The following is a 22,650-nucleotide window of genomic DNA, read 5'->3' as shown; positions in this document are numbered from 1 at the left end:
TCCGGCGCTTGCCCAGCTCTGCGTCGCTTTGTGAAGATCTTGAGGTGATGTCGACAAGTTCCTCCCCCGGCGTGTCCGACGGGAGCGCGCCCGGGCCGCGTCCCGGCCTGGCGCGGGCCGTCGCCGTGGTCGCCCTGGTGGCGCTCGCGGCGCTGATACCGCTGCTCGGGCCGTCGGCCGCGCTGCACGGCACCGGGGAGGCCGCCGCGCCCGGCACCGGTGGCATCGGGCTGCTGCGTGCGGTGCTGTTCGCGGCGCTGTGCGTCCCGTCGGGGGAACTGTTCGTGGACCGGCTGGCCCGGTCCGTGCCCGGCGCTCCCGCGGTCCGGCCGCGCAGCTGGGCGCCGTACGCCGCGGGCGTCGGCTTCGTCGCCGCGCTGGGGCTCGCCTCGGTCGTCTCCACCGGCAACCTCGTGCCGCACAGCCCGGCCGACCTCGACGTCGGCGGCCTGTACGCCTCGCGCGACGGCAAGCTCGCGCTGCTGGAGGTCAACGCCTTCGCCGCGGCCGGCCTGTGCGCCCTCTCGCGCCGGCCGGCCTCGCAGGTCTGGCCGCTGGCCGCGGTCGTGATCGCCGAGGCGCTGCGCGCGCACCCCACGACCGAGTACGGCCCGCTGCTCGGCTCGGGTCTGACGCTGGTGCATCTGACCTGCGCGTCGCTCTGGGTGGGCGGGCTGCTGTACGCCCTGCGGACCCTGCGCGGGTGGGGCGTCCGGGAGGCGGGGGCGGCGCTGCTGGGCCTCTACGCGCGCGTGGCGGCCGTACTGCTGGCCGCCATCACCGCCACGGGGGTGTGGAGTTCGCTGCGCCGGATGCCGTCGGACACGGTCCTCGACCAGCTCACCGGGACGGCGTACGGGCGGGCCCTGCTGGCCAAGGTGCTGCTGGTGGCGGCCGTGGCCGGGCTCGCGCTGTGGGCCCGGATCCGGCTGAGCCGCGCGGCCGACCCGCTGACCGCCTGCTCCCCCGCACGGGCGGAGGTCGTCGCCCTGTCGGTGGTGGTCGCGCTGTCGGGGCTGCTGACGGCGCTGCCGGTGCCGATCCGCTGGTGAACCGTCACACCGTCAGCGGCCCCGCACCGGGGTCGGTCGGCGACGAGGACCTTCAGGGCGGTGTGCTCGTCCATCGCCTTGCTGCCGGCCGGGACCTCCTCCGGGCCGACGGTCAGGCCGAAGACCGGCGACGGGTCGATCGTGGCGTTCAGGACGTCGGGCAGCAGCTCGGGGATGCAGGTGCGGACCGGCGCGTCGGTGGGCTCGTGCACCACGGGGTCGGGCACGTCCTGCACGCGCATGTCGAAGGGGGCGTGCAGGGTGGTGGCGCGCATGGCGAGGGTCCTTCTCGTCTTTCGTCGTACGAGCGCTCAGGGGGTGGTGAGCGCGTCTCCCACCGCACGTCCCGCAGGGCACCCGGCGCGCTTCGAGGGTCCTGGGTGCCGCGCTGAGCTGCGGAAACGGCATCGGGAGAACGGCCCCGAGCGCTACACCCCCGCCACGTCCAGCAGCGACCCCGCCGCATAGGTGACCCCCATGGCGAGTGCGCCGCCCACCACGTTGCGCAGCATCGCCCGGCCCGGTGCGGCGGCGCCGAGGCGGGCGCTGCTCCAGCCGGTCAGGGCGAGCGAGGCCAGGACGGAGACGACGGTGACCGCCACCCGCCACTCGGCCGGCGGCAGCACCATGGCCAGCAGCGGCAGCAGCGCTCCGGCCGTGAACGCCAGGAAGCTCGCCCAGGCCGCGTGCCACGGGTTGGTCAGCAGGTCCGGGTCGATGCCGAGTTCCACGCGCGCGTGCGCCTTCAACGCGTCACGTTCCGTCAGCTGGGCCGCCGCCTCCTGGGCCACGTCCCTTGACAGGCCGCGGCGCTCCAGCAGTTCCGTCAGCTCCTCCAGCTCCGCCTCCGGCTGCTCCCGCAACTCCCGCTTCTCCTGGGCGAGCGCGGCCTTCTCCGAGTCGCGCTGGGTGGAGACCGAGACGTACTCCCCCGCCGCCATCGACATCGACCCGGCGAGCAGCCCGGCCAGCCCGGCCGTGAGGAGGGCCGAGCGGTCGTCCGTCGCGCCCGCCACGCCGACGACGAGGCCCGCGGTCGACACGATGCCGTCGTTCGCCCCGAGGACGGCCGCCCGCAGCCAGTTCAGCCGCTCCCCCAGCGGGCCGCCGTGCGCCTCGTCATGCGTTGGTTCGGTCATATGCGGAGGATCGCACCGCGCGGGGCATCGGGGACGTTCCGACGCTCCACCGCGGGCGGCGGCCCCGCCCGGCGTACGGCAACGGCGTGCGCCGGCCGCGCGGTTGACGTTCCCGCGTTCGCCGGGCTCGAACAGGCGGGCGAGGCAAGGCACCTGACGGCGAGGTGTGTCAGTGGCGGCCCGTATCCTCAGTGACCATGCTCGAAGACCGTACGACCGAAGCGTCCTCCCCCACAGCGTGGCCGGCCGCGTATCCCCAGGGGTACGCGGTCGTTGACGTGGAGACCACCGGCCTGGCCCGGGACGACCGGATAATCTCCGCGGCCGTCTACCGGCTGGACGCACAGGGCCAGGTCGAGGACCACTGGTACACGCTGATCAACCCGGAGCGTGACCCGGGCCCGGTCTGGATCCACGGTCTGACGAGCGACGTGCTGGAGTCGGCGCCCCTCTTCCAGGACATCGCCGAGGAGTTCTCGACCCGGCTCGACGGCCGGGTGCTCGTCGCGCACAACGCCGTCTTCGACTGGCAGATGATCGCGCGGGAGTACGCGCGCGCGCAGCGCGAGGCCCCGGTGCGGCAGCGGCTGTGCACCATCGCGCTGTCCAAGGAGCTGGCGCTGCCGCTGCCCAACCACAAGCTGGAGTCGCTGGCGGCGCACTTCGGCGTCGTGCAGCAGCGGGCGCACCACGCGCTGGACGACGCACGCGTGCTGGCCGAGGCGTTCCGGCCGAGCCTGCGGGCCGCGGCGGCGGGCAGCGTGCGGCTGCCGCTCCAGGAGTGCCGGCCGCTGACAGAGTGGCGGGACACCGCCGCGCCCCGGATCGGACAGCAGGCGGGGAGCTACGGCGGCTACAGCGGTGGCTACCGGCCGACCAGTTGGCGCCCGTCCCGCAAAAGGCCCGCCTGCCCCTATCCCAACCCAGGCCGGTACGAAGACGGCAAGAGGCTCAAACAGGGCATGCGGGTGGCCTTCTCCGGGGACACGTCGATCGAGCGCGACCTGCTGGAGGACCGCGCGGTCGAGGCCGGGCTGCATGTGGCCACGAGCCTGTCCCGGCTGACCAGCCTGCTCGTCACCAACGACCCGGACTCGGGCACCTCGAAGGTGGTCAAGGCCCGCCAGTTCGGGACGCCGGTGGTGGACGAGGCGGCGTTCGGACAGCTCCTTCGGGACGTGGAACCGGCGTCGGAGCGGTGACCGTACGGACGGGTGATTGCCGGGCGACTCGCCCGGGGCCGTCCCGGCGCGCGCCGCGATGACCGCTCACCCTGTGGCGCATGGCGACATGTGAAGTCTGCGGAAACGACTACGGCATGACCTTCGAGGTGCACGCGCAGGGCGCGGTGCACGTCTTCGACTGCTTCTCCTGTGCGATCCACCGCATGGCACCCATCTGCGAGCACTGCCGTGTGCAGATCATCGGGCAGGGCGTCGAGGTCGACGGTCAATGGTTCTGCGGCGCCCACTGCGCTCGCGCGGAAGGAAAGGCGGGGATCGTCGACAAGGTGTGAGCAGGTACCCGGCTGAGAGCACCCCACGCCCGAGTTGTACGGTCGTGGGGTGTACCGCTTCCTGTTGTCCCGGCAGTGGGTGATCCTCACGCTGGTCGCCCTGATCCTCATCCCCACGATGATCCGGCTGGGCTTGTGGCAGATGCACCGCTACGAGGAGCGCAGCGCCCGCAATCAGCTGGTCGCCGACGCGCTGGAGTCGAAGCCGGTACCGGTGGAGAAGCTGACGGCCCCGGGGCACACGGTCACCTCCAAGGAGCGGTATCGCACGGTGACCGCGCGGGGCCGCTTCGACACCGAGCACGAGGTCGTGGTCAGGCGGCGCGTCAACGCCGACGAGGAGGTCGGCTTCCACGTCCTGACGCCCCTGGTACTGACGGACGGCAAGGTGCTGCTGGTCAACCGCGGCTGGATCCCCGCGGACGGTCCGAGCCAGACCGCCTTCCCCGAGGTCCCCGCCGCGCCGGGCGGCACCGTCACGGTCACCGGGCGGCTGATGCCGGACGAGACGACCGAGGCGAGCGGCATCAAGAACCTCAAGGGCCTGCCCGACCGGCAGGTCATGCTGATCAACAGCGAGCAGGAGGCCGGGCGGCTGGACGCGCGGGTGCTCGGCGGGTACGTCGTGCAGACGGCGCCCGAGCCGAAGGGGGACACTCCGGAGCTGATCGGCAAGCCGGGCAACGAGAACGCTCCGCTGAATTACGCGTATGCCCTGCAGTGGTGGTTGTTCGCGGCCGGCGTGCCGATCGGGTGGTGGATTCTGGCTCGTCGGGAGGCGCGGGATCGCGGCGCTGCCGTTGCCGTGCCGGAGGAGTCCGAGTCGACGCCCGCCGGGGTGTAGCGATCTCGCCGTGGGGGTTGTGACCGTGGGCGGCTGCGGGTCGCCGGTGGCCGGTCCACGAACCACCCGCAGCCGCGGTCCGAGTCGACGCCCGCCGGGGTGTAGCGATCTCGCCGTGGGGGTTGTGACCTTGGGCGGCTGCGGGTCGCCGGTGGCCGGTCCACGAACCACCCGCAGCCGCCCACCGGCATCAGCAGCAGCGGCCCTCCGGCCGGCCCTCCCGGTGCCGCAGGCTCAGGACTGCCGCCAGCTCACGCACGTACCACCGCACCCATCGCACCGCCCTCATGACCGAGCCCCGACCAGCGGCTCGCCGTCCCGCTCGGGTACGTCGATGCGGGACTCCACGTACGGCGCCTCGGTCGTCGGCAGTGGCTCGGGCGCACGGACCGCGCGGACGCAGACCACCGCGCAGTTGACCAGGACCGTGAGGACCAGGAGCAGGAAGATCGCCATGAGCACGCCGTCGACCGTGTTGTTGAGCACGATGGTGTGCATGTCGTCCATGTCCGTGGCGCCCGGCAGCAGCTGACCGTCCTCGATGGCCTGCGCGTACTTGTCCCGCAGGGCGAAGAAGCCGATCGCGGGGTTGTCGGAGAAGATCTTCTGCCAGCCGGCGGTGAAGGTGACGGCCACGTCCCAGGCCAGCGGGATGCCGGTGACCCAGGCCCAGCGCAGCCTGCCGGACTTGATCAGGACGGTGGTGGTGACGGCCAGGGCGACGGCGGCCAGCAGCTGGTTGGCGATGCCGAACAGCGGGAACAGCTGCTTGATCCCGCCGAGCGGGTCGGTGACACCGGCGTAGAGGAAGTAGCCCCACGCCCCGACGACCAGGGCGCTGGTGATCCAGATGCCGGGCTTCCAGGTGACCCGGCCGATCGGCTTGAAGACGTTGCCGAGCATGTCCTGGAGCATGAAGCGGCCGACGCGGGTGCCGGCGTCCACCGTGGTCAGGATGAACAGCGCCTCGAACATGATCGCGAAGTGGTACCAGAAGGCCTTCATCCCGGCGCCGCCGAGCACCCCGGAGAAGATCTCCGACATGCCCACGGCGAGGGTGGGCGCGCCACCGGAGCGGCCGACGAGAGTCTCCTCCTCGACCGCCTTCGCCGCGGCCGTCAGCTGGTCCGGGGTGATGGTGAAGCCGAGGTTCTTCACCGCCTCGGCGGCGCTGTCCACGGTCGGGCCGAGCAGGGCGGCCGGGGCGTTCATGGCGTAGAACAGGCCGGGTTCGAGCACGCACGCGGCGATCAGCGCCATGACGGCGACGAAGGACTCCGTGAGCATGGAGCCGTAGCCGATCAGCCGGACCTGGGACTCCTTCTGGATCAGCTTCGGGGTGGTGCCCGAGGAGACCAGGGCGTGGAAGCCGGACAGGGCACCGCAGGCGATGGTGATGAACAGGAAGGGGAAGAGGGAGCCGGCGAACACCGGTCCGGCGCCGGTCGAGGCGAACTCCGTCACCGGCTCGGCCCTGAGGTTCGGGGCGGCGATCACCACGCCGACGGCCATCAGGGCGATGGTGCCGACCTTCATGAAGGTCGACAGGTAGTCGCGGGGGGCCAGCAGCATCCACACCGGCAGCACGGAGGCGACGAAGCCGTAGCCGACCAGGCAGAAGACCAGGGTCTCGGGGCTCCAGACGAAGTACTCGGCGAGTGCGGAGTCCTGGATCCAGCCGCCGCCGAGGATGGCGAGCAGCAGCAGGGCCACGCCGATGAGGCTGGTCTCCACGACCTGGCCCGGCCGCAGATAGCGCAGGTAGAAGCCCATGAAGAGGGCGATCGGGATGGTCATGGAGACCGAGAAGGTGCCCCACGCGGACTCGGCCAGCGCGTTGACGACGACCATCGCAAGCACCGCGAGCAGGATGATCATGATGGCGAAGACGCCGATCAGCGCGGCGGCGCCGCCCACCCTGCCGATCTCGTCCCGGGCCATCTGGCCGAGGCTCTTGCCGTCCCGGCGCATCGACAGGAACAGGACGATCATGTCCTGCACCGCCCCGGCGAAGATCACGCCCGCGATGATCCAGATCGTCCCGGGCAGATAGCCCATCTGGGCGGCCAGGACCGGGCCGACCAGCGGGCCGGCGCCGGCGATCGCCGCGAAGTGGTGGCCGAACAGCACCCGCTTGTCGGTGGGGTGGTAGTCGACGCCGTCCTCCAGGCGTTCGGCGGGGGTGGCGCGGGTGTCGTCGACCTGGAGGACCCGGCGGGCTATGAAGCGCGAGTAGAAGCGGTAGGCGATCGCGTACGAGCCGAGGGCCGCGACCACCAGCCAGACGGCCGAGATCTCCTCGCCCCGGGACAGCGCGAGCACGGCCCAGCCGAGGGCGCCGACGAGGGCCACGGCGGTCCAGATCGCGAGGGACTTCCGCGACATCCGGGGTCTTTCCGGCGTCGGGCTACCGGATTCGGGCATGGCTGATACGGGCATGGCGGCTCCTGACCTGAACAGGTGGGACAGCGGGGGTGCAGCAGGAAGGGAATTGCGGCTCAGCGATGTCGATGTCGGTCCGTCAGCGCGTACGCGGCGAGCAGGCAGAGGCCGCACCCCGGCACCCAGGCGAGCTGGTACCAGTAGAAGAACGGCGTCCCGGCCAGCCGCGGTGCGGCACCGGCGTACCAGGGGACCCACAGCAGACCCGCGGCGGGCGCGAGGAGCAGTACGGCGATCGCGACGTGCCGTAGCCGGTGATGCCCGGTCCGTGCCATGACCTGCGCTCCTCTCCCGCTCGCTGTGGGTCTGTGCAAGAGTTGCCCACCTCCCGGAACCGGTTGACAGCCGGATTCCGGAAAAATTTCCGCCGGTTCCCTGTCCTCCGTTCCGGCGGTTCGCGCAACTCATGCGCAGGGGTACAGGCACACCAAGGACGGTGACCCATGGCCGACGGCGCCATGACCGCGACGTTTCTCGCCGTGATCGGCGGAGCGTCGCTGCTCGCCGTCACCGCGCGGCGCCTCAGCCCGAGCGACCGGCTGCCGTCCTTGGAGGGCTGGGCACTGGCCGACCGCAGCCTCGGCCCGCTGTGGACCTGGCTGCTGCTCGGCGGCACGATCTTCACCGCGTACACCTTCGCGGCGATACCCGGGCTCGCCTACGGCAACGGCGCGCCCGCCTTCTTCGCGGTGCCGTACACGGTGATCGTCTGCCCGCTGGCCTTCGTGCTGCTGAGCCGGCTGTGGGAGGTGGCCCGCCGGCACGGTTATGTCACGGCGGCCGACTTCGTGCGCGGCCGGTACGGCTCACCGCCGCTGGCCTTGGTGGTCGCGCTGACCGGTATCCTCGCGACGATGCCGTATCTCGCGCTGCAACTGCTCGGGATCCGGGCGGTGCTCGCGGCCGGCGGCGTGTATCCGCGGGGCGCGGCCGGTGATCTGGTGATGGTGGCGCTGTTCGCGGGGCTGGCCGTGGCCACCTACCGGCACGGGCTGCGCGCCCCCACCGTCATCTCCGCGCTCAAGGCCGTGGCCGTCTTCGTGTCGCTGACCGCGGTGACCTGGCTGGTCCTGGAACGGCTCGGCGGCCCGGGTCCCGTCTTCGACGGCGCCGCCGAACGCCTCGGCGGCCCGGCGCTGCTCCTCACCCCCGAGCAGCAGCCGGCCTACGCCACCCTCGCCCTCGGCTCCGCGCTCGCCCTGCTGATGTACCCGCATGTGCTGACCGCCGGGTTCGCCGCCGACGGCCCGCGCACCCTGCGCAAGGTGTCCGTGGCGCTGCCCGCCTGGACCGGGCTGCTCGCCCTGTTCGGCTTCCTCGGCATCGCGGCCCTGGCGACGGGGGTGCGCGCCCCGGAGGGCGGTGCCGAGGCGGCCGTACCGATGCTCGTCGACCGGCTGATGCCGGCGCCGCTCGCGGGGCTGGTGTTCGGCGCGATCACCGTGGGGGCACTGGTCCCGGCGGCGGTGATGTCGATCGCGGCCGCCACCGGCTTCGTACGCAACGTGTACGTCGAGTACGTGCATCCGACGGCCACGCCGAAGCGGCAGGTGCGCATCGCCAAGGCCGTGTCGCTGACCGCGAAGGTGGGCGCGGTGGCGTTCGTGTTCGGGCTGCGCGACCAGGACGCCATCAACCTCCAGTTGCTCGGCGGGGTGTGGATCCTCCAGATCTTCCCGGCCGTCGCGATCGGGCTGTTCACCTCGTGGCTGCATCCGCGGGCGCTGCTCGCCGGGTGGGGCGTGGGCATGGTGGCGGGGACCTTCATGGTCGTACGGCAGGGCTTCTCCTCGATCGTGCCGCTCGGCCCGGGACCGGAGATCTACGCCGGGCTCGCCGCGCTGTTCCTCAATCTGACCGTCGTCGTGGCGGGGACCGCGGTGCTCAGCCGCCTCGGCGTCCCGCGCGGCGCCGATCTGACCGACCTGCCGTCGCGCCTGAACGTCGGGCGGCGCCCCGAGACGGGAGCGAACAACCCGTGAGACAGCATCTGAGACCGCAGAGCGGTGCCGCGATACCGGCCGCCGCCGTCCCCCTCGCCCCGGCCGCGAGCGACCCGGCCGACGCGGCGCGCGAAGCCGGCCTGGCCCGGCTGTTCGAGCTGCACTACTCCTCGATGCTGCGCCTGGCCGTCCTGCTCGGCGCCGACGACCCGGAGAACGTCGTCGCGGAGGCCTACTACCAGATCTACCGCAAGTGGCGCCGGCTGCGGGACGCCGAGGCGGCCGAGGCGTATCTGCGCTCCACCGTGTGCAATCTGACGCGGATGCGGATACGGCACCTCCAAGTGGCCCGCAAGCACGTCGAGAAGCCGGCGGACGAGGTCGTCGCGTCCGCCGAGAGCACCGCGCTCCTGCACGACGACCAGCGCGTCCTGATCGACGCGCTCCAGCAGCTGCCCGCCCGGCAGCGCGAGGCGCTGGTGCTGCGGCACTGGCTCGGGCTGAAGGAGAGCGAGATCGCCGCGGCGATGGGGATCTCCTGCGGCTCCGTCAAGACGCACACGGCACGCGGCCTGGCCGCCCTGACCCAGGCGATGGAGGCCCGGCGATGACGCATCAGGACACGACTCCGTCGCCCGGCGCATCGGCGGAGCGCACCGAGCGGGAGCTGCGCGAGGCGCTCGCCGCGCTCGCCGGCGGGGTGCCGGAGGCCACGCCCGACACCTATCGCACGGCGCGCGGCCAGTGGCTGCGCCGGGAACGCCGGCGCCGGATCGTCCTCGCCGTCCTCATCACGGTCGTGTTCGCACTGGCCACCCTGATCGGCCTGTGGGTCCTCAACCACGCCCCCGCGGAGCCCGGCGTCATCTTCTCCGGCACCGGTTCCCCGGCGGCCACGTCACTCCCCCGGCCCCACCCCTGATTGGCCCACCCGCCCTCGGGGAACCCGCAATTGCGTGCACCCGCGCATCGAGGACTACGCCCTGATCAGTGACGAGCAGACGGCTGCCCTGATCGGCAAGGACGGCTCGGTCGACTGGCTCTGTCTGCCCCGGTTCGACTCGGCCGCCTGCTTCGCCAGACTCCTCGGCGACAAGGACAACGGCCACTGGCGGATCGCCCCCAAGCACGCCGAGGGCCTGTGCTCCCGCCGTGCCTACCGCCCGGACACCCTGGTCCTGGACACCGAGTGGGAGACCGAGGAGGGCGCGATCCGGGTCACCGACCTGATGCCCCAGCGCGACCGCGCCCCGGACCTGGTGCGCGTCGTCGAGGGGCTGCGCGGCCGTGTCACCGTGCGGAGCACCCTGCGGCTGCGCTTCGACTACGGCTCGATCGTGCCGTGGGTGCGCAAGTCCCACGGCCACCGGGTGGCCGTCGCCGGCCCGGACTCGGTCTGGCTGCGCAGCGACCCCGCGGTGCCGACCTGGGGCGAGGACTTCGGCACGCATTCGGAGTTCACCGTCGAGGAGGGCGAGCAGGTCGCGTTCGTCCTGACCTGGCACCCCTCGCACGAGCCCCGCCCGCCGATGATCGACCCGTACAGGGCGCTGCACCACAGCATCCGGGACTGGCGCAAGTGGGTGGGGCACTGCCGCTTCGACGGCCCCTACCGCGACACCGTCGTCCGCTCCCTGATCACCCTGAAGGCCCTCACCCACCGGCCGACCGGTGGCATCGTCGCCGCCCCCACCACCTCGCTCCCCGAGGAGCCGGGCGGTGTCCGCAACTGGGACTACCGCTACTGCTGGCTGCGCGACTCCACCCTCACCCTCAACGTGGGCCTGTCCGCGGGCTATCGCAAGGAGGCCGAGGCGTGGCGCGACTGGCTGCTGCGCGCGGTCGCCGGCGATCCGGCCGACCTGCAGATCATGTACGGCATCGCGGGCGAGCGCCGGCTGCCCGAGTTCGAGGTGCCATGGCTGTCGGGCTTCGCGGACTCGGTGCCCGTACGCATCGGCAACCAGGCCGTGGAGCAGCTCCAGTTGGACGTGTACGGCGAGGTCATGGACACGTTGGCGCTGGCCCGGGAGGCGGGGCTGCCCACCAAGTCGCACATGTGGGCGATCCAGGTCGCCCTCGTGGAGTGGCTGCGCTCGGCGTGGCGCCAGCCCGACGAGGGGCTGTGGGAGGTGCGCGGCGGCCGGCGGCACTTCGTGCACTCGAAGGTGATGGTGTGGGTGGCCGCGGACCGCGCGGTGCGCGCCCTGGAGCGGAACCCGCAGCTGGAGGGCGACCTGCACGGCTGGCGGGAGTTCCGCGACGAGGTCCACCGCGAGGTCGTCGAGAAGGGGTACGACCCCGAGCGGAACACCTTCACGCAGTCCTACGGCTCCCGTGAACTGGACGCCGCGCTCCTGCTCATCCCGCGCGTCGGCTTCCTGCCGCCCGACGACCCGCGCGTCGTCGGCACCATCGACGCGATCCGCACCGAGCTCGACCACCGGGGCTTCCTGCGCCGCTACAGCACCGACGAGACGACCGTCGACGGACTGCCGGGCAGCGAGGGCACGTTCCTGGCCTGCTCGTTCTGGCTGGCCGAGGCCCTGCACATGACGGGCCGCGAGCAGGAGGCACGCGATCTGTTCGAACGGCTGGTGGGGCTCACCAACGACGTCGGTCTGCTGGCCGAGGAGTACGACCCGGTCTCCGGCCGCCAGCTCGGCAACTTCCCGCAGGCCTTCAGCCACATCGGCCTGGTCAACACCGCCCTCGCCCTGTACGGGGGCGACCGGGCAGGATAGGGGCCATGGATCTTGGGCTGAAGGACCGGGTGTACGTCGTCACGGGGGCCACCCGTGGACTGGGCAACGCTGCGGCACGTGAGCTGGTCGCCGACGGGGCGAAGGTCGTGGTGACCGGCCGGGACGAGAAGCGGGTCGCCGACGCGGCGGCCGAACTGGGGCCGAACGCGGCCGGTGTCGCGGTCGACAACGCCGAACCGGACGCCGCGGCCCGGCTCGTCGCCGCCGCGCGCGACACCTTCGGCGGCTTCGACGGCGTTCTCGTGAGCGTCGGCGGGCCGCCGGCCGGGTTCGTCGCGGACAACACGGACGAGCAGTGGCAGTCGGCGTTCGAGTCGGTGTTCCTCGGCGCGGTCCGGCTCGCCCGGACCGCGGCGGCGGAGCTCGACGAGGGCGGGGTCATCGGGTTCGTGCTGTCGGGGTCGGTGCACGAGCCGATTCCGGGGCTGACCATTTCGAACGGACTGCGGCCGGGGCTCGCCGGGTTCGCCAAGTCGCTCTCGGACGAGCTGGGGCCGCGCGGTATCCGGGTGGTCGGGTTGCTGCCGGCCCGGATCGACACGGACCGGGTGCGCGAGCTGGACGGGATGTCGGCGGACCCGGAGGCGACCCGGGCCGCGAACGAGGCCCGGATTCCGCTGCGGCGGTACGGCGACCCGGAGGAGTTCGGACGCGCGGCGGCGTTCCTGCTGTCGCCGGCCGCGTCCTATCTGACCGGGATCATGCTGCCGGTGGACGGCGGCATGCGGCACGGGTTCTGAGCTCTCGCCCCGTCAGCTGACCCGCTCGGCACCGTGTTTGACGCCCTTGAGACGGACCTCCGCCGGAAGTGCCGCCAGGCCCGCCGAGTTGCGGGCGTGGGCCAGGGCCTGCTCGGTGAGGTCGTTCAACGCCGTCCCCGGGTTCACATGCGGTGCCAGCAGGAGCCGTACCCGGGTCTCCGGGGTGCTGCGCCTGCCCGTCAGGTGCACGTGGGCGCGCTGGACGCCCTCCAGGCCGGCCGCCTCGTTCGCCAGCACGCTCTCCAGGGCCCGGCCGCGCAGCAGCGCGCCCTCGCCGTCCCCCGTGTCCACCAGGACCTCCGCGAGGCGGCGCCGGCGCAGGTTCGCGGTCAGCCACCACAGGGCGAGCAGGACCAGGACGACGAGTACGGCGATGACCGTCGGCCACCACCAGGTGTCGTCGCGCCAGCGGGTGCGTTCGGCGTCACTGAGCAGCACGTCGTGGCGGTCGTCGTGGATCCACCAGGACGGGGCCGGGGCGCCGAGGCCCACGGCGAGCACCGAGCCGCCGAGTGCGAGCAGCACCAGTCCGACGAATCCGATCAGCACCCGGTTGACGGCCTTGAGCACGGCTCTCACCCCTTCCGTCCGAGCCGGCGTACACGGACCGAGAGCGACGGCGGGCGGGACAGCCCGAGGCCCCTGATCGCGTCCGCGAGCGTGGCGTCCAGGTCGGCGCGTACGTCGTCCAGATCGCGGAAGTGCGAGACCGCGCGGACGTCGGCCTTGGCCCGGCGCATCCGTACCCGTACCGACTGGACACCGGAGATCTCCATGGCCCGGTCGCGCAGGACGAGGGCGGCCAGGTCACGGTGGAGGCCCGCGCGTACGTCGGTGTGCGTGCGCCGCATCGGCAGCACCCGGCGCAGTCCGGGCGTGGCGGCCAGGACGAGCAGCCACAGCCCGAGGGCGGCGGCGATGCCCGCGCCGACCAGCACCCAGACGTCGTCGAGGGGGCGCTCGGCGAGCTGGTGGGCCAGTTCCCGGCGCCAGGCCATCGGGGGCCGCTCGGCGCGCACCGAGGCGATGTCGTACAGGAAGACGCCCGCGAGGAACAGCAGCACGAGCGCCGTGATCGCGGCCGGGATCCGGCGGGCCGACCAGAAGCGGCGCTCGCGGCCGCCCTCGCCGTCGAGCACCTGCGGGGGCTCGTAGTCCGCCGCCGACGCCGACTGGTCGAGCGGCTCGGGACCGGCCTCCTTCTCCAGGACCGGCAGTGGTTGTGTGGTGCCCTCGGACCCCTGGGACTCGCTCATCGCGTCCTCCGCTGCGCCGCGCCCTGCCCGGGCGCCGGGTGCAGCCGCTCCACGTGCACGGCGACCTCCGGCACCTCCATGCCCACCAACGCGCCTACCCGCTCCACGACCCGCCGACGCACGGCCGCGCACCGGGAGCCGATGTCGGTGGGGTAGTCGAGTTCGACGTGGACACGGACCCGGGCGGCCTCGGCGGTGGTCCCCTGCGCGGCCTGGGGGCGGATGACGACGTGGGCGTAGGCCCGGGCGGCGTCCTTGGGCAGCCGCCCGACGGCCTCGCGTGCCGCCTGGGAGGCGATCTTCGTGACGACACGTTCGGCGATCCGGGTGGCCCCGCGCTCACCGGCCGGGACGACGGCCGAGGGTCCGCCGGTCGCCGCGGCCTCGGCACTCACCGACGTCACCGCCGTTCGCGCCGGCCGTCACGCTGGCGGAAGAAGTCGCCGAGTTCGTAGTCACCCTCGACGAACCGGCCGACGATGAACCCGACGGCGCCCAGTGCCGCCACCAGCAGGAAGGCGCCGAACCCGCCGAAGTATCCGGCGAAGCCCAGCGCCATGCCGGCGATCATGCCGACCACGGCCATGCTCATGGTGCCCTCCGATCGGTTGCCCCCGGCGCCTGCCTACGTCCCCAGTCACTGGATCCGGGGCTGCTCCGGCTCTTCTTCCTCTTCCTCGGGAAGCTTCACATCACTCACCGCGATGTTGACCTCGACGACTTCGAGGCCGGTCATCCGCTCGACGGCGGCGACGACGTTCTCCCGGACGGCACGCGCCACGTCGGCGATCGAGACGCCGTAGTCGACGACGATCTCCAGGTCGAGCGCGGTCTGCACCTCGCCGACCTCGGCCTTGACGCCGCGGGTCACGGATTTCGACGAGCCGGGCACCCGTTCCTTCACGGCGCCGAAGGTGCGGCTGATCCCGCTGCCCATCGTGTGCACGCCGACCACGTCGCGCGCGGCCATGCCGGCGATCTTCTCCACGACGCCGTCGGCGATGGTGGTCCGCCCACGGCCGGCCGGGTCACCCCCACCGCGCTTGGTGGTCCTGCGCGACGGCGCCACTGTCTCCTCAGGGTGCTGCGTCCGGTTCTGCTCCGTCTCGGTCATCGCCGTACGTCCCTTCGGTCTGGCGTTCCTTCGACCACCGTAAGCGCGGTTGCCGCACCGCGCTGCGGGGATGCGGCAGGCTGGAGGAATGACGACGGCGGACAGGTGGACGCAGGCGGTCCGGCATCAGGTGGGGCTCGGCAGGCTGCTGCCGCTCGGGGGCGCGCACGACGGCGCCTGGATCTCCGAACAGGCGGCCGAGGCGGTGCTGCGGCGCGCGGCCGGGAACATGCGCGGGGCGCGTCTGGACGCGCTGCGGATCGCGCTCGGTGACCCGGAAGCCGTCCAGGACGCCGCGGTACCGGCACCGCCGAGCGCCCTGCCGCCGGGCCCGCTGCGGGTGACGGCCGACTTCGCGGCGACAGCGGCCCAACCGCTGCCGGCGACGGCGGACCGGCTGCGCGCACTGCTGACGGCCGCCGCGACGGAACGCCTCGGTCTGAGGGTGACGGAGGTGGACCTACGGGTGACGGCCCTGCTCGACGAGGACGCCGAACCGGATGCCGTACGTCCGCCGGAGCCGGGGCAGGCCGACGGACCTGCGGACCCCGAGGAGGAACGCGTCGTGGCCGCGGCCCTGGCGGTCCCGGGGGTGGTTCGGCTGACCGCCGTTCTGGGCGGGTCGGGTCGTGCGGTGCACATCGAGCAGCGGCAGGTCACGGCAGCCCTGCCGCACCGGCATGCGCGGGTCGAGATCGCGGTGAGCGGGGACCACCGGGCCCTGGACGTGGCCCGGGAGGTCCGCGAAAGGGTGCGGGCGGCGCTGACGGACCGTCCGACGGTGGCCGTGCTGGTGACGGCCGTCGGCTGACCGCCCGCGGCTCACTCGCCGAGGCCGGCCAGATCCCGCAGCCGTCGTGCCTGCGCGGCCCGCTCGGCGCCGCGCTGCTCGTCGTACGTACGGTCCACGGCACCACGGATCAGCGCCTTGGTCTCGATGACCGCGTCACGCGGCGCGGCGACGATCGCCCCCGCCAGGTCCCGTACGGCGTCGTCGAGCTGGTCGACGGGCACCGCGAGGTTGGCGAGGCCGCTGCTCACGGCCTCCTCGGCCAGCACGAAGCGCCCTGTCACACAGATCTCCAGCGCGCGGCCGTAGCCGACCAGCCCGACGAGCGGATGCGTGCCCGTCAGGTCCGGAACCAGCCCGAGGCTGGTCTCGCGCATGGCGAACTGCACGTCGTCGGCGACGACGCGCACGTCACAGGCGAGCGCGAGCTGGAAGCCCGCCCCGATGGCATAGCCCTGCACGGCGGCGACGGACACGATGTCGTTGCGCCGCCACCAGGTGAAGCCCTCCTGGAACTCGGCGATGGCAGCGTCGAGTTCACCGTCGCTGCTGCGCGCGAGTTCCACGAAGGAAGGCTCGCCCTCGATCCCCTCGGGGGTGAACATCTGCCGGTCGAGTCCGGCGGAGAAGGCCTGGCCCTCGCCGCGCAGCACCACGACCCGCACGTTGCCCGGCAGGACCTGCCCGGCCTCCGCGAGCGTCCGCCACATGGCGGGGCTCTGCGCATTGCGTTTGGCCGGGTTCGTCAGGGTCACCGTGGCGATCGCGCCGTCGACGGTGAGCCGTACGCCGTTCTTGTCGAGCAGGGGAGCGAGTTCCTGGTCGGGCGAAGCCATGCGGTGCCTCCGATGCGTGCGGTCAGCCAGGGGATGCCGGAGAGGCACCCACTAAGTGACTGCACAGTAACCACCCGGCCAGTCAGCCGACCGACCGGGTGGCCACCATCGAAGCCGATGGGCCGCCCGGGCTCAGGACGATGCGGCCTTCTTGCCCCGCGTCGCCCCGCCACGCCCACGGAGCGTGACGCCCGATTCGCTGAGCATCCGGTGAACGAAGCCATACGAGCGACCGGTTTCCTCGGCCAGCGCCCGAATACTCGCACCGGAGTCGTACTTCTTCTTCAGGTCTGCCGCGAGCTTGTCGCGCGCGGCGCCGGTTACCCGGCTGCCCTTCTTCAGAGTCTCGGCCACCCGTGCCTCCTCATGGGAAGTGCGCTCTGGTCTCCTCATGATCACCCCTCCGGGCCTTCATGGCCACCCATTCGGCAAGGTCCGTGAGACATGGTTTTGACGACAGGAGCACATCCCCACATGCGGAATCTTGAATTCCGACGTGTTCCGTCCGTACGCCCGAACGGGTTCATTTGCGAAGGCCCAGGTCAGGGCAGCACGACGGCCGAGCCCTTGTCGATAAAGGACTCGGCCGCGCATTCGATGTAGCACACACCTCGGTACGAGGAGATCTCACACAGATGATGGATCACCGATGGGCCGAATGATCCATAGCCTGTTGATCACGCATTCGATCAAGCGAGAGCGACGAGATCCGCGTAATCGGCGCCCCACAGGTCCTCGACGCCGTCCGGCAGCAGAATGATCCGCTCCGGCTGGAGCGCCTCGACGGCACCCTCGTCGTGGGTGACGAGGACGACGGCGCCCTTGTAGGTGCGCAGCGCGCCGAGGATCTCCTCGCGGCTGGCCGGGTCGAGGTTGTTGGTCGGCTCGTCCAGGAGCAGCACGTTCGCCGACGACACCACGAGGGTGGCGAGGGCGAGACGGGTCTTCTCACCGCCGGAGAGGACACCGGCGGGCTTGTCGACGTCGTCGCCGGAGAACAGGAACGAACCGAGCACCTTGCGGACCTCGACGAGGTCCAGGTCGGGGGCGGACGAGCGCATGTTCTCCAGGACCGAGCGCTCCGGGTCGAGGGTCTCGTGTTCCTGGGCGTAGTAGCCGATCTTGAGGCCGTGGCCGGGGATCACGGCGCCGGTGTCCGGCTGCTCGGCACCGGCGAGGAGCCGGAGCAAGGTGGTCTTGCCGGCGCCGTTGAGGCCGAGGATGACGACCCGGGAGCCCTTGTCGATGGCCAGGTCGACGTCGGTGAAGATCTCCAGTGAGCCGTACGACTTCGACAGGCCCTCGGCGGTCAGCGGGGTCTTGCCGCAGGGCGCCGGCTCCGGGAAACGGAGCTTGGCGACCTTGTCGGAGACGCGTGCCGCTTCGAGCCCGGCGAGCAGCCGGTCGGCACGCTTGGCCATGTTCTGCGCGGCGACCGTCTTGGTGGCCTTGGCGCGCATCTTGTCGGCCTGCGAGTGCAGCGCGGCTGCCTTCTTCTCGGCGTTCTGCCGCTCGCGCTTGCGGCGCTTCTCGTCGGCCTCGCGCTGCTGCTGGTAGAGCTTCCAGCCCATGTTGTAGACGTCGATCTGGGCGCGGTTGGCGTCCAGGTAGAAGACCTTGTTCACGACCGTCTCGACCAGGTCGACGTCGTGGGAGATCACGATGAAGCCGCCGCGGTAGGTCTTGAGGTAGTCGCGCAGCCAGACGATCGAGTCGGCGTCGAGGTGGTTGGTCGGCTCGTCGAGCAGCAGGGTGTCCGCGTCCGAGAACAGGATCCGGGCCAGCTCGATACGGCGGCGCTGACCGCCGGAGAGGGTGTGCAGCGGCTGGCCGAGCACCCGGTCGGGCAGGTTGAGCGCGGCGGCGATGGTGGCGGCCTCGGCCTCGGCGGCGTACCCGCCCTTGGTGAGGAACTCCGTCTCCTGACGCTCGTACTGCCTGAGGGCCTTCTCGCGGGTGGCGCCCTGGCCGCTCGCGATGCGCTGTTCGTTCTCGCGCATCTTGCGGATCAGTACGTCCAGGCCGCGCGCGGAGAGGATGCGGTCGCGGGCGAGGACGTCGAGGTCGCCGGTGCGGGGGTCCTGCGGGAGGTAGCCGACCTCGCCGGAACGGGAGATGTTGCCGCCGGCGGGGATGCCCTCGCCGGCGAGGCACTTGGTGAGGGTGGTCTTGCCGGCGCCGTTGCGGCCGACCAGGCCGATGCGGTCGCCCTTGGCTACGCGGAAGGTCGCGGACTCGATGAGGACGCGCGCACCGGCGCGCAGCTCGATACCGGAGGCGGAGATCACGGACAGACTCCAGGCGGAAGGTGGGTGGCGGAATGGGCGGCTGAGGACGTTCCCGCCGTCTAGTGCGCGAGGAGAATGGCCATGGGGCCAGTCTAACGGGGCCGTGCAACCACTTTTTCTGGGATCGGGTGTTCGGGCGCCCTGCCGTGACGTACGGCACTTCGTGGGTGCGGGTTCGGTTCACGGGCCGTTGTCAGTGGTCGCTGCGAGACTGGGCGTATCCATCACAGGTGGGGACCACAAGGGGTGATCGGCATGGCAGGCACGAGTGAGGGGCGTCCGAGCATCTGCCCGACGCTGCGCTACGCGGACGCGAAGGCGGCGATCAAGCAGCTCACGGAGGCCTTCGGGTTCACGGAACTCGCGGTGTACGAGGGCGAGGGCGGCGAGGTGGCGCACGCCGAGCTGGCGCAGGGCAACGGCGCGCTGATGCTCGGCTCGAAGGGCACCGGCAGCGCCTTCGACAGGGCGATGAAGGACTCGGGCACGACCGGGGTGTACGTCGTCGTGGACGACGTCGACGCACACCACAGGCGTGCCGTGGAGAACGGCGCGGAGATCCTGATGCCCCCGACGGACCAGGACTACGGCTCACGGGACTACATGGCCCGGGACCTCGAGGGCAATGTGTGGAGCTTCGGCACCTACGCCCCCGAGATCAAGGGCTGAGGCCGGCCCGGCTCAGCTCCCCCCGGTGTGCACCTGGAAGGCGGCACGGCGCACGGCCTTCGCGAGGGCGGGGTCGGGGTGCGCGGCGGCGAGCGCGACCAGGACCTGGACGGTGCGGGGGTGGCCCACCGCACGTACCTCGTCCAGGAGCGCGGGGACGGTCGGCTGGAGCGCGGACTCCAGGTGCCGGACGAGCATCGCGGCCTCGCCGTGGTCGGTGACGGCGGCGGCGGTGTCGACCCACAGCCAGGTGGCCTCTTCCCGGGTGAGCACCTCGTGGGCGTCCTCGGGGTCGACGCCGTCGTGCTCGGCGAGCCACAGCAGGGCGTACGGCCGCAGGGCGGGCTCGTCGACGACGCCGCGTACGTCGGGCTCGGCGGGGGCGCCGACGACGCGCAGCGCCTCGAAGGCGAGCCCGCGCAGGAGGGCGTCGTCGCCGCGGGCGGCGACCAGGAGCTCGGTGACGGCGCTGCCGACGGGGCGGGCGGCGAGCCAGGCTCTGTACTCGTCGCGGGCGGCGTTCGGGCGGAGCTGGGCGCAGCCGCGCAGCATGTCCTCGGCGGCCTGCTCGATGTTCCCGGCGGGGCTCTGGGCGGCGACGCAGATCTGCTCCAGCTTGACCCAGACGGCCCAGCTGCCGAGCGGGGTGAGCGTGGCCTGTCCGTCGCCGCAGGTGAGGGCGCCGACGGAGGTGAGGGCGTGCAGGGCCCAGTCGAGGAGCGGGGCGAGAGGCGTGTTCTCGGCGGGAACCGGGACGGCGACCGGCTCGGGGCGCGGCCCGTAGGGGACCTCGCACCGCTCGGTGCGCAGTTCGGTGACGCGCTGCTCCAGCAGGTCCAGCAGCTGCTCCACGGGGACGGGCCCGGCGGACAGCTGGAGGAAGGAGAGCACCTGGGGCAGGGCGGAGACGACATCGGCGACGGCGCCGTGCTCGAAGTGGTCGGGTTCCGGGTGGGCGAGCGACCATGCGTCGAAGAGGGCCACCCAGCCGCGCAGTACGGCGCTGTCGTCGCGGTCCCAGGCGCGCAGCCGCCAGCCGGGGCGGGCGCTGTCGCCGTGCACCTCGACGAGACCGGCGAGCCGCGCGGTGTCCCAGTCGGCCTGCACCTGAGCCACGGTCAGACCCAGGTCCGCGGCCGCCCGTTCGGCGGTCGCTTCGGAGAGGGTGCCTTTGCCGTCGGAGTGGCCGCGGCCGGGGCGCAGCGCGGTGTCGGCCCAGTGGGCGACGCGGGCCGCGGCTGCCAGACCCGAGCGAGCCATTCTGGCCAGCTCGGACCGGGCCGGCGTGCCCTCCGGGGGGCGTGGTGCGGGACGGCGTGGGCGCCGCTGGTTCACGGCTCGGGGGGCGGCGGCCAGGGGTCGCGGGCGGACGAGTCGAAGCCTGGAGTCGCGCGGGATACGGGACGTCACGGGTGCAGTCTTCCGGTTGACGGTCCGAAAACCCAAACGGAATGTCACGAGGGGCGACGGGGATGGCCAACGCACGGGGCCCGGCGAGCGGCTGAGGGCCGACAACAGGCCAGTGGTACGCCCTTAAACGGAACCTGCGCGACCGGTGCGGGCAGGGCGGGCCGGGGGCGCAGGCCAAGGCCGCCGCCTCCGCTGCGCGCCCCTCACATGAGCGGCGTCACGAACCGGCGCAGGGACTCCTCGTAGGACTCGGGGTCGGCGTTCCACATGGCCCCGTGGGGGGCTCGGTCGACCCGCTGGAGGGTCACCAGGTTGGGGTGGGCGTCGGCCAGGCGGCGGGACAGGGCCCAGGGCGCCACCCGGTCGTCGGGGCCGTGGAAGACCAGGGTCGGGACGGTCAGGGGGGCGCGGACCCCGCCGTCGGCGTTCATGCCGGTACGCCCCTGTGCGGCGCGGACGGCGAGCGGCAGCAGCGCGCTGGGCGTGTGGCGGGCCGTGGCGAGGGCACGCAGCGTGGTCTCCCAGCTCAGGACCGGGGAGTCCAGGACGAGGCCGGAGACCCGGTCGCGCAGGCCCGAGTACGCGGCGGCCCGCAGCGCCATGGTCGCGCCGGTGGACCAGCCGAGCAGGACGAGCTGCTGGGCGCCGTACCGCACGGCGTAGCGCATCGCCGCGTCCAGATCCCGCCACTCGGTCTCGCCGAGGTGGTTCAGGCCGTCCGGCGGGCGGGGTGCGCCCAGGTCGCCGCGGTAGGCGAGGGCGAGGACCGGGAAGTGGCGGCCGTTGAGGAACCGCATGACGTTCATGGCCTGTTCACGGGTCGTGCCGAGGCCGTGCACGGCGATGACCCAGGTGTCCCGGGCGGCGGGCACGAACCAGGCGGGCAGGGAGCCGAGTTCGCCGGGGATGTCGACGTCGGCGTGGTCGAGGTCGAGGGCGGCGCTCGGGTTGCCGACGTAGACGTTCGGGGTGAGCCAGACGTTGTCGCCGGGCTGGAGGGTGCCGTGCGTGACGCGTTCGAGTCGGCGTACGACGGTGTCGGCGGAGTGCTTCGCCGCGGCGAGGACGGGGCCGACGACCGCGTGCGAGCCGTCGCCGGACAGGCCGTAGGTGCCGGGGCGCAGGGTGGCGAGGTCGCGGGTGAGCGCGATCTGGCCGGCGGCCGTGGCGTGCACGGTGAGACGGGGTTCGGTGGGCAGGGGCCTGCCGGGCTGCGCCGTCAGCGCGGCGCCACTGGCGAACCGCCCGGCGGCGACGCTCGCGGCGCCGGCGGCCAGAGCCACGGTGACGGCAGCGGCCGTCGCTTTGACAGTGCGCACCCATCCAGTGTCCGGGCGGACGGCTGGAGAGGCCAGTGGAGGGCGCGCCTGGGGGTGCCGGGGTTCGTAGTCCGGCGGCTGCGGGTCCGTGGGGGCTGGTCGCGCAGTTCCCCGCGCCCCTGAAAGACAGGGCGTTGCAGCGGGCCCGCGCCAAGCCATGACCCCCGCCGCCACAACCGCTCGCGCAGTTCCCCGCGCCCCTCAAGACAGGGCGTTGCAGCGGGCCCGCGCCAAGCCATGACCCCCGCCGCCACAACCACTCGCGCAGTTCCCCGCGCCCCTCAAGACAGGGCGTTACAGCGGGCCCGCGCCAAGCCATGACCCCCGCCGCCACAACCACTCGCGCAGTTCCCCGCGCCCCTGAAAGCAGGGCGTTACAGCGGACCCGCGCCAAGCCATGACCCCAACCGCCACAACCACTCGCGCAGTTCCCCGCGCCCCTGGGGCGTTCCAGCCGCGTACGGCGGTGAGGGGACGTGCCGGGGGGTGTCCGCCCGCAGCGGCGG

General features: G+C 72.5%; 24 protein-coding genes and 1 pseudogene. 11 read left to right on the top strand and 14 right to left on the bottom strand.

The genetic code is table 11. The annotated features are described in order from the left end of the window. The first annotated feature begins 47 nt into the window (after positions 1 to 47). A complete protein-coding gene (locus AC3ETA_RS40520; RefSeq protein WP_432197908.1) occupies positions 48 to 1,052 on the top strand; it encodes a CopD family protein in 1,005 nt (334 codons plus the stop codon). 41 nt (positions 1,053 to 1,093) lie between these two features. Here the strand turns inward: AC3ETA_RS40520 and AC3ETA_RS40515 are convergent. Next, positions 1,094 to 1,246 (bottom strand): annotated as a pseudogene (locus tag AC3ETA_RS40515) (alcohol dehydrogenase); the annotation flags it as partial. A gap of 234 nt (positions 1,247 to 1,480) precedes the next feature. Further along, the gene (locus AC3ETA_RS40510) at positions 1,481 to 2,191 is read right to left on the bottom strand and encodes a VIT1/CCC1 transporter family protein (protein ID WP_432197907.1); all 711 of its coding nucleotides are present in this window, start codon (positions 2,189 to 2,191) and stop codon (positions 1,481 to 1,483) included. Between the two features lie 197 nt (positions 2,192 to 2,388). Between AC3ETA_RS40510 and AC3ETA_RS40505 the strand changes: the two genes are divergently transcribed. The 3 genes from AC3ETA_RS40505 to AC3ETA_RS40495 all read left to right on the top strand — a co-directional run bounded on the left by AC3ETA_RS40505 (position 2,389) and on the right by AC3ETA_RS40495 (position 4,551). Next, a complete protein-coding gene (locus AC3ETA_RS40505; protein WP_432197906.1) occupies positions 2,389 to 3,393 on the top strand; it encodes a DEDDh family exonuclease in 1,005 nt (334 codons plus the stop codon). Between the two features lie 80 nt (positions 3,394 to 3,473). Then, complete coding sequence (locus AC3ETA_RS40500; protein ID WP_037873332.1) at positions 3,474 to 3,707, top strand: hypothetical protein; 234 nt, start codon at positions 3,474 to 3,476, stop codon at positions 3,705 to 3,707. 49 nt (positions 3,708 to 3,756) lie between these two features. Beyond that, a complete protein-coding gene (locus tag AC3ETA_RS40495; RefSeq protein ID WP_432197905.1) occupies positions 3,757 to 4,551 on the top strand; it encodes an SURF1 family cytochrome oxidase biogenesis protein in 795 nt (264 codons plus the stop codon). A gap of 285 nt (positions 4,552 to 4,836) precedes the next feature. Here the strand turns inward: AC3ETA_RS40495 and AC3ETA_RS40490 are convergent, their stop codons facing one another. Together AC3ETA_RS40490 and AC3ETA_RS40485 are read right to left on the bottom strand one after the other, a co-directional pair. Continuing rightward, on the bottom strand, positions 4,837 to 6,990 hold the full coding sequence (locus tag AC3ETA_RS40490; RefSeq protein WP_432197904.1) for a carbon starvation CstA family protein: 2,154 nt from the start codon (positions 6,988 to 6,990) through the stop codon (positions 4,837 to 4,839). A gap of 59 nt (positions 6,991 to 7,049) precedes the next feature. Next, positions 7,050 to 7,268: a DUF3311 domain-containing protein gene (locus tag AC3ETA_RS40485; protein ID WP_432197903.1), complete on the bottom strand. Its 219-nt coding sequence runs from the start codon at positions 7,266 to 7,268 to the stop codon at positions 7,050 to 7,052. Between the two features lie 168 nt (positions 7,269 to 7,436). Here AC3ETA_RS40485 and AC3ETA_RS40480 point away from each other — a divergent pair, with 168 nt between their 5' ends. The 5 genes from AC3ETA_RS40480 to AC3ETA_RS40460 are packed head-to-tail and all read left to right on the top strand — an operon-like array spanning position 7,437 to position 12,441. Further along, positions 7,437 to 8,975, top strand: a complete 1,539-nt coding sequence (locus AC3ETA_RS40480; RefSeq protein WP_432197902.1) for a sodium:solute symporter family protein — start codon at positions 7,437 to 7,439, stop codon at positions 8,973 to 8,975. After that, positions 8,972 to 9,547 carry a sigma-70 family RNA polymerase sigma factor gene (locus AC3ETA_RS40475; protein ID WP_432197901.1) on the top strand — a complete coding sequence of 192 codons (576 nt, stop codon included), beginning with the start codon at positions 8,972 to 8,974 and terminating at the stop codon, positions 9,545 to 9,547. Before AC3ETA_RS40480 ends, AC3ETA_RS40475 begins: the two co-directional genes overlap by 4 nt. Then, complete coding sequence (locus AC3ETA_RS40470) at positions 9,544 to 9,858, top strand: hypothetical protein (RefSeq protein WP_432197900.1); 315 nt, start codon at positions 9,544 to 9,546, stop codon at positions 9,856 to 9,858. Before AC3ETA_RS40475 ends, AC3ETA_RS40470 begins: the two co-directional genes overlap by 4 nt. A 34-nt stretch (positions 9,859 to 9,892) precedes the next feature. Then, positions 9,893 to 11,680 carry a glycoside hydrolase family 15 protein gene (locus AC3ETA_RS40465; protein WP_432197899.1) on the top strand — a complete coding sequence of 596 codons (1,788 nt, stop codon included), beginning with the start codon at positions 9,893 to 9,895 and terminating at the stop codon, positions 11,678 to 11,680. Between the two features lie 5 nt (positions 11,681 to 11,685). Then, complete coding sequence (locus tag AC3ETA_RS40460) at positions 11,686 to 12,441, top strand: SDR family oxidoreductase (protein WP_432197898.1); 756 nt, start codon at positions 11,686 to 11,688, stop codon at positions 12,439 to 12,441. 12 nt (positions 12,442 to 12,453) lie between these two features. Here the strand turns inward: AC3ETA_RS40460 and amaP are convergent, their stop codons facing one another. From amaP to AC3ETA_RS40435, 5 genes are read right to left on the bottom strand one after another with little or no spacing between them, the layout of a single operon-like run. Next, positions 12,454 to 13,041 carry an alkaline shock response membrane anchor protein AmaP gene (gene amaP, locus AC3ETA_RS40455; RefSeq protein WP_432197897.1) on the bottom strand — a complete coding sequence of 196 codons (588 nt, stop codon included), beginning with the start codon at positions 13,039 to 13,041 and terminating at the stop codon, positions 12,454 to 12,456. Further along, positions 13,038 to 13,718 carry a DUF6286 domain-containing protein gene (locus tag AC3ETA_RS40450; protein WP_432197896.1) on the bottom strand — a complete coding sequence of 227 codons (681 nt, stop codon included), beginning with the start codon at positions 13,716 to 13,718 and terminating at the stop codon, positions 13,038 to 13,040. Before AC3ETA_RS40450 ends, amaP begins: the two co-directional genes overlap by 4 nt. Next, on the bottom strand, positions 13,715 to 14,122 hold the full coding sequence (locus AC3ETA_RS40445; protein WP_432197895.1) for an Asp23/Gls24 family envelope stress response protein: 408 nt from the start codon (positions 14,120 to 14,122) through the stop codon (positions 13,715 to 13,717). Before AC3ETA_RS40445 ends, AC3ETA_RS40450 begins: the two co-directional genes overlap by 4 nt. Further along, complete coding sequence (locus AC3ETA_RS40440; protein WP_432197894.1) at positions 14,119 to 14,310, bottom strand: hypothetical protein; 192 nt, start codon at positions 14,308 to 14,310, stop codon at positions 14,119 to 14,121. The genes AC3ETA_RS40445 and AC3ETA_RS40440 overlap by 4 nt, the downstream gene beginning before the upstream one ends. Before the next feature lie 45 nt (positions 14,311 to 14,355). Next, the gene (locus tag AC3ETA_RS40435; protein ID WP_432197893.1) at positions 14,356 to 14,832 is read right to left on the bottom strand and encodes an Asp23/Gls24 family envelope stress response protein; all 477 of its coding nucleotides are present in this window, start codon (positions 14,830 to 14,832) and stop codon (positions 14,356 to 14,358) included. 88 nt (positions 14,833 to 14,920) lie between these two features. On the opposite strand from AC3ETA_RS40435, the gene AC3ETA_RS40430 reads away from it, so the two are divergent. Further along, positions 14,921 to 15,643, top strand: coding sequence for a nucleopolyhedrovirus P10 family protein (locus AC3ETA_RS40430; RefSeq protein WP_432197892.1), 723 nt, complete (start codon positions 14,921 to 14,923; stop codon positions 15,641 to 15,643). 11 nt (positions 15,644 to 15,654) lie between these two features. Here the strand turns inward: AC3ETA_RS40430 and AC3ETA_RS40425 are convergent, their stop codons facing one another. The 3 genes from AC3ETA_RS40425 to AC3ETA_RS40415 all read right to left on the bottom strand — a co-directional run bounded on the left by AC3ETA_RS40425 (position 15,655) and on the right by AC3ETA_RS40415 (position 18,746). Then, positions 15,655 to 16,458 carry an enoyl-CoA hydratase/isomerase family protein gene (locus AC3ETA_RS40425; protein WP_432197891.1) on the bottom strand — a complete coding sequence of 268 codons (804 nt, stop codon included), beginning with the start codon at positions 16,456 to 16,458 and terminating at the stop codon, positions 15,655 to 15,657. Between the two features lie 132 nt (positions 16,459 to 16,590). Further along, positions 16,591 to 16,812, bottom strand: coding sequence for a helix-turn-helix domain-containing protein (locus AC3ETA_RS40420; RefSeq protein ID WP_004002281.1), 222 nt, complete (start codon positions 16,810 to 16,812; stop codon positions 16,591 to 16,593). 335 nt (positions 16,813 to 17,147) lie between these two features. After that, entirely contained in the window at positions 17,148 to 18,746 is a 1,599-nt protein-coding gene (locus AC3ETA_RS40415) for an ABC-F family ATP-binding cassette domain-containing protein (protein WP_432197890.1), read from the bottom strand. 255 nt (positions 18,747 to 19,001) lie between these two features. Between AC3ETA_RS40415 and AC3ETA_RS40410 the strand changes: the two genes are divergently transcribed. Next, entirely contained in the window at positions 19,002 to 19,415 is a 414-nt protein-coding gene (locus tag AC3ETA_RS40410) for a VOC family protein (RefSeq protein WP_432197889.1), read from the top strand. Positions 19,416 to 19,427: 12 nt separating this feature from the next. Here the strand turns inward: AC3ETA_RS40410 and AC3ETA_RS40405 are convergent, their stop codons facing one another. After that, a complete protein-coding gene (locus tag AC3ETA_RS40405) occupies positions 19,428 to 20,825 on the bottom strand; it encodes a hypothetical protein (RefSeq protein WP_432197888.1) in 1,398 nt (465 codons plus the stop codon). 203 nt (positions 20,826 to 21,028) lie between these two features. Beyond that, complete coding sequence (locus AC3ETA_RS40400; RefSeq protein ID WP_432197887.1) at positions 21,029 to 22,144, bottom strand: alpha/beta hydrolase; 1,116 nt, start codon at positions 22,142 to 22,144, stop codon at positions 21,029 to 21,031. Positions 22,145 to 22,650 lie beyond the last annotated feature (506 nt).

Source organism: Streptomyces sp. bgisy027, from assembly GCF_057710365.1.
The sequence above is the reverse complement of the archived record's forward strand: the minus strand, read 5'-3'. Positions and strand labels throughout refer to the sequence as shown.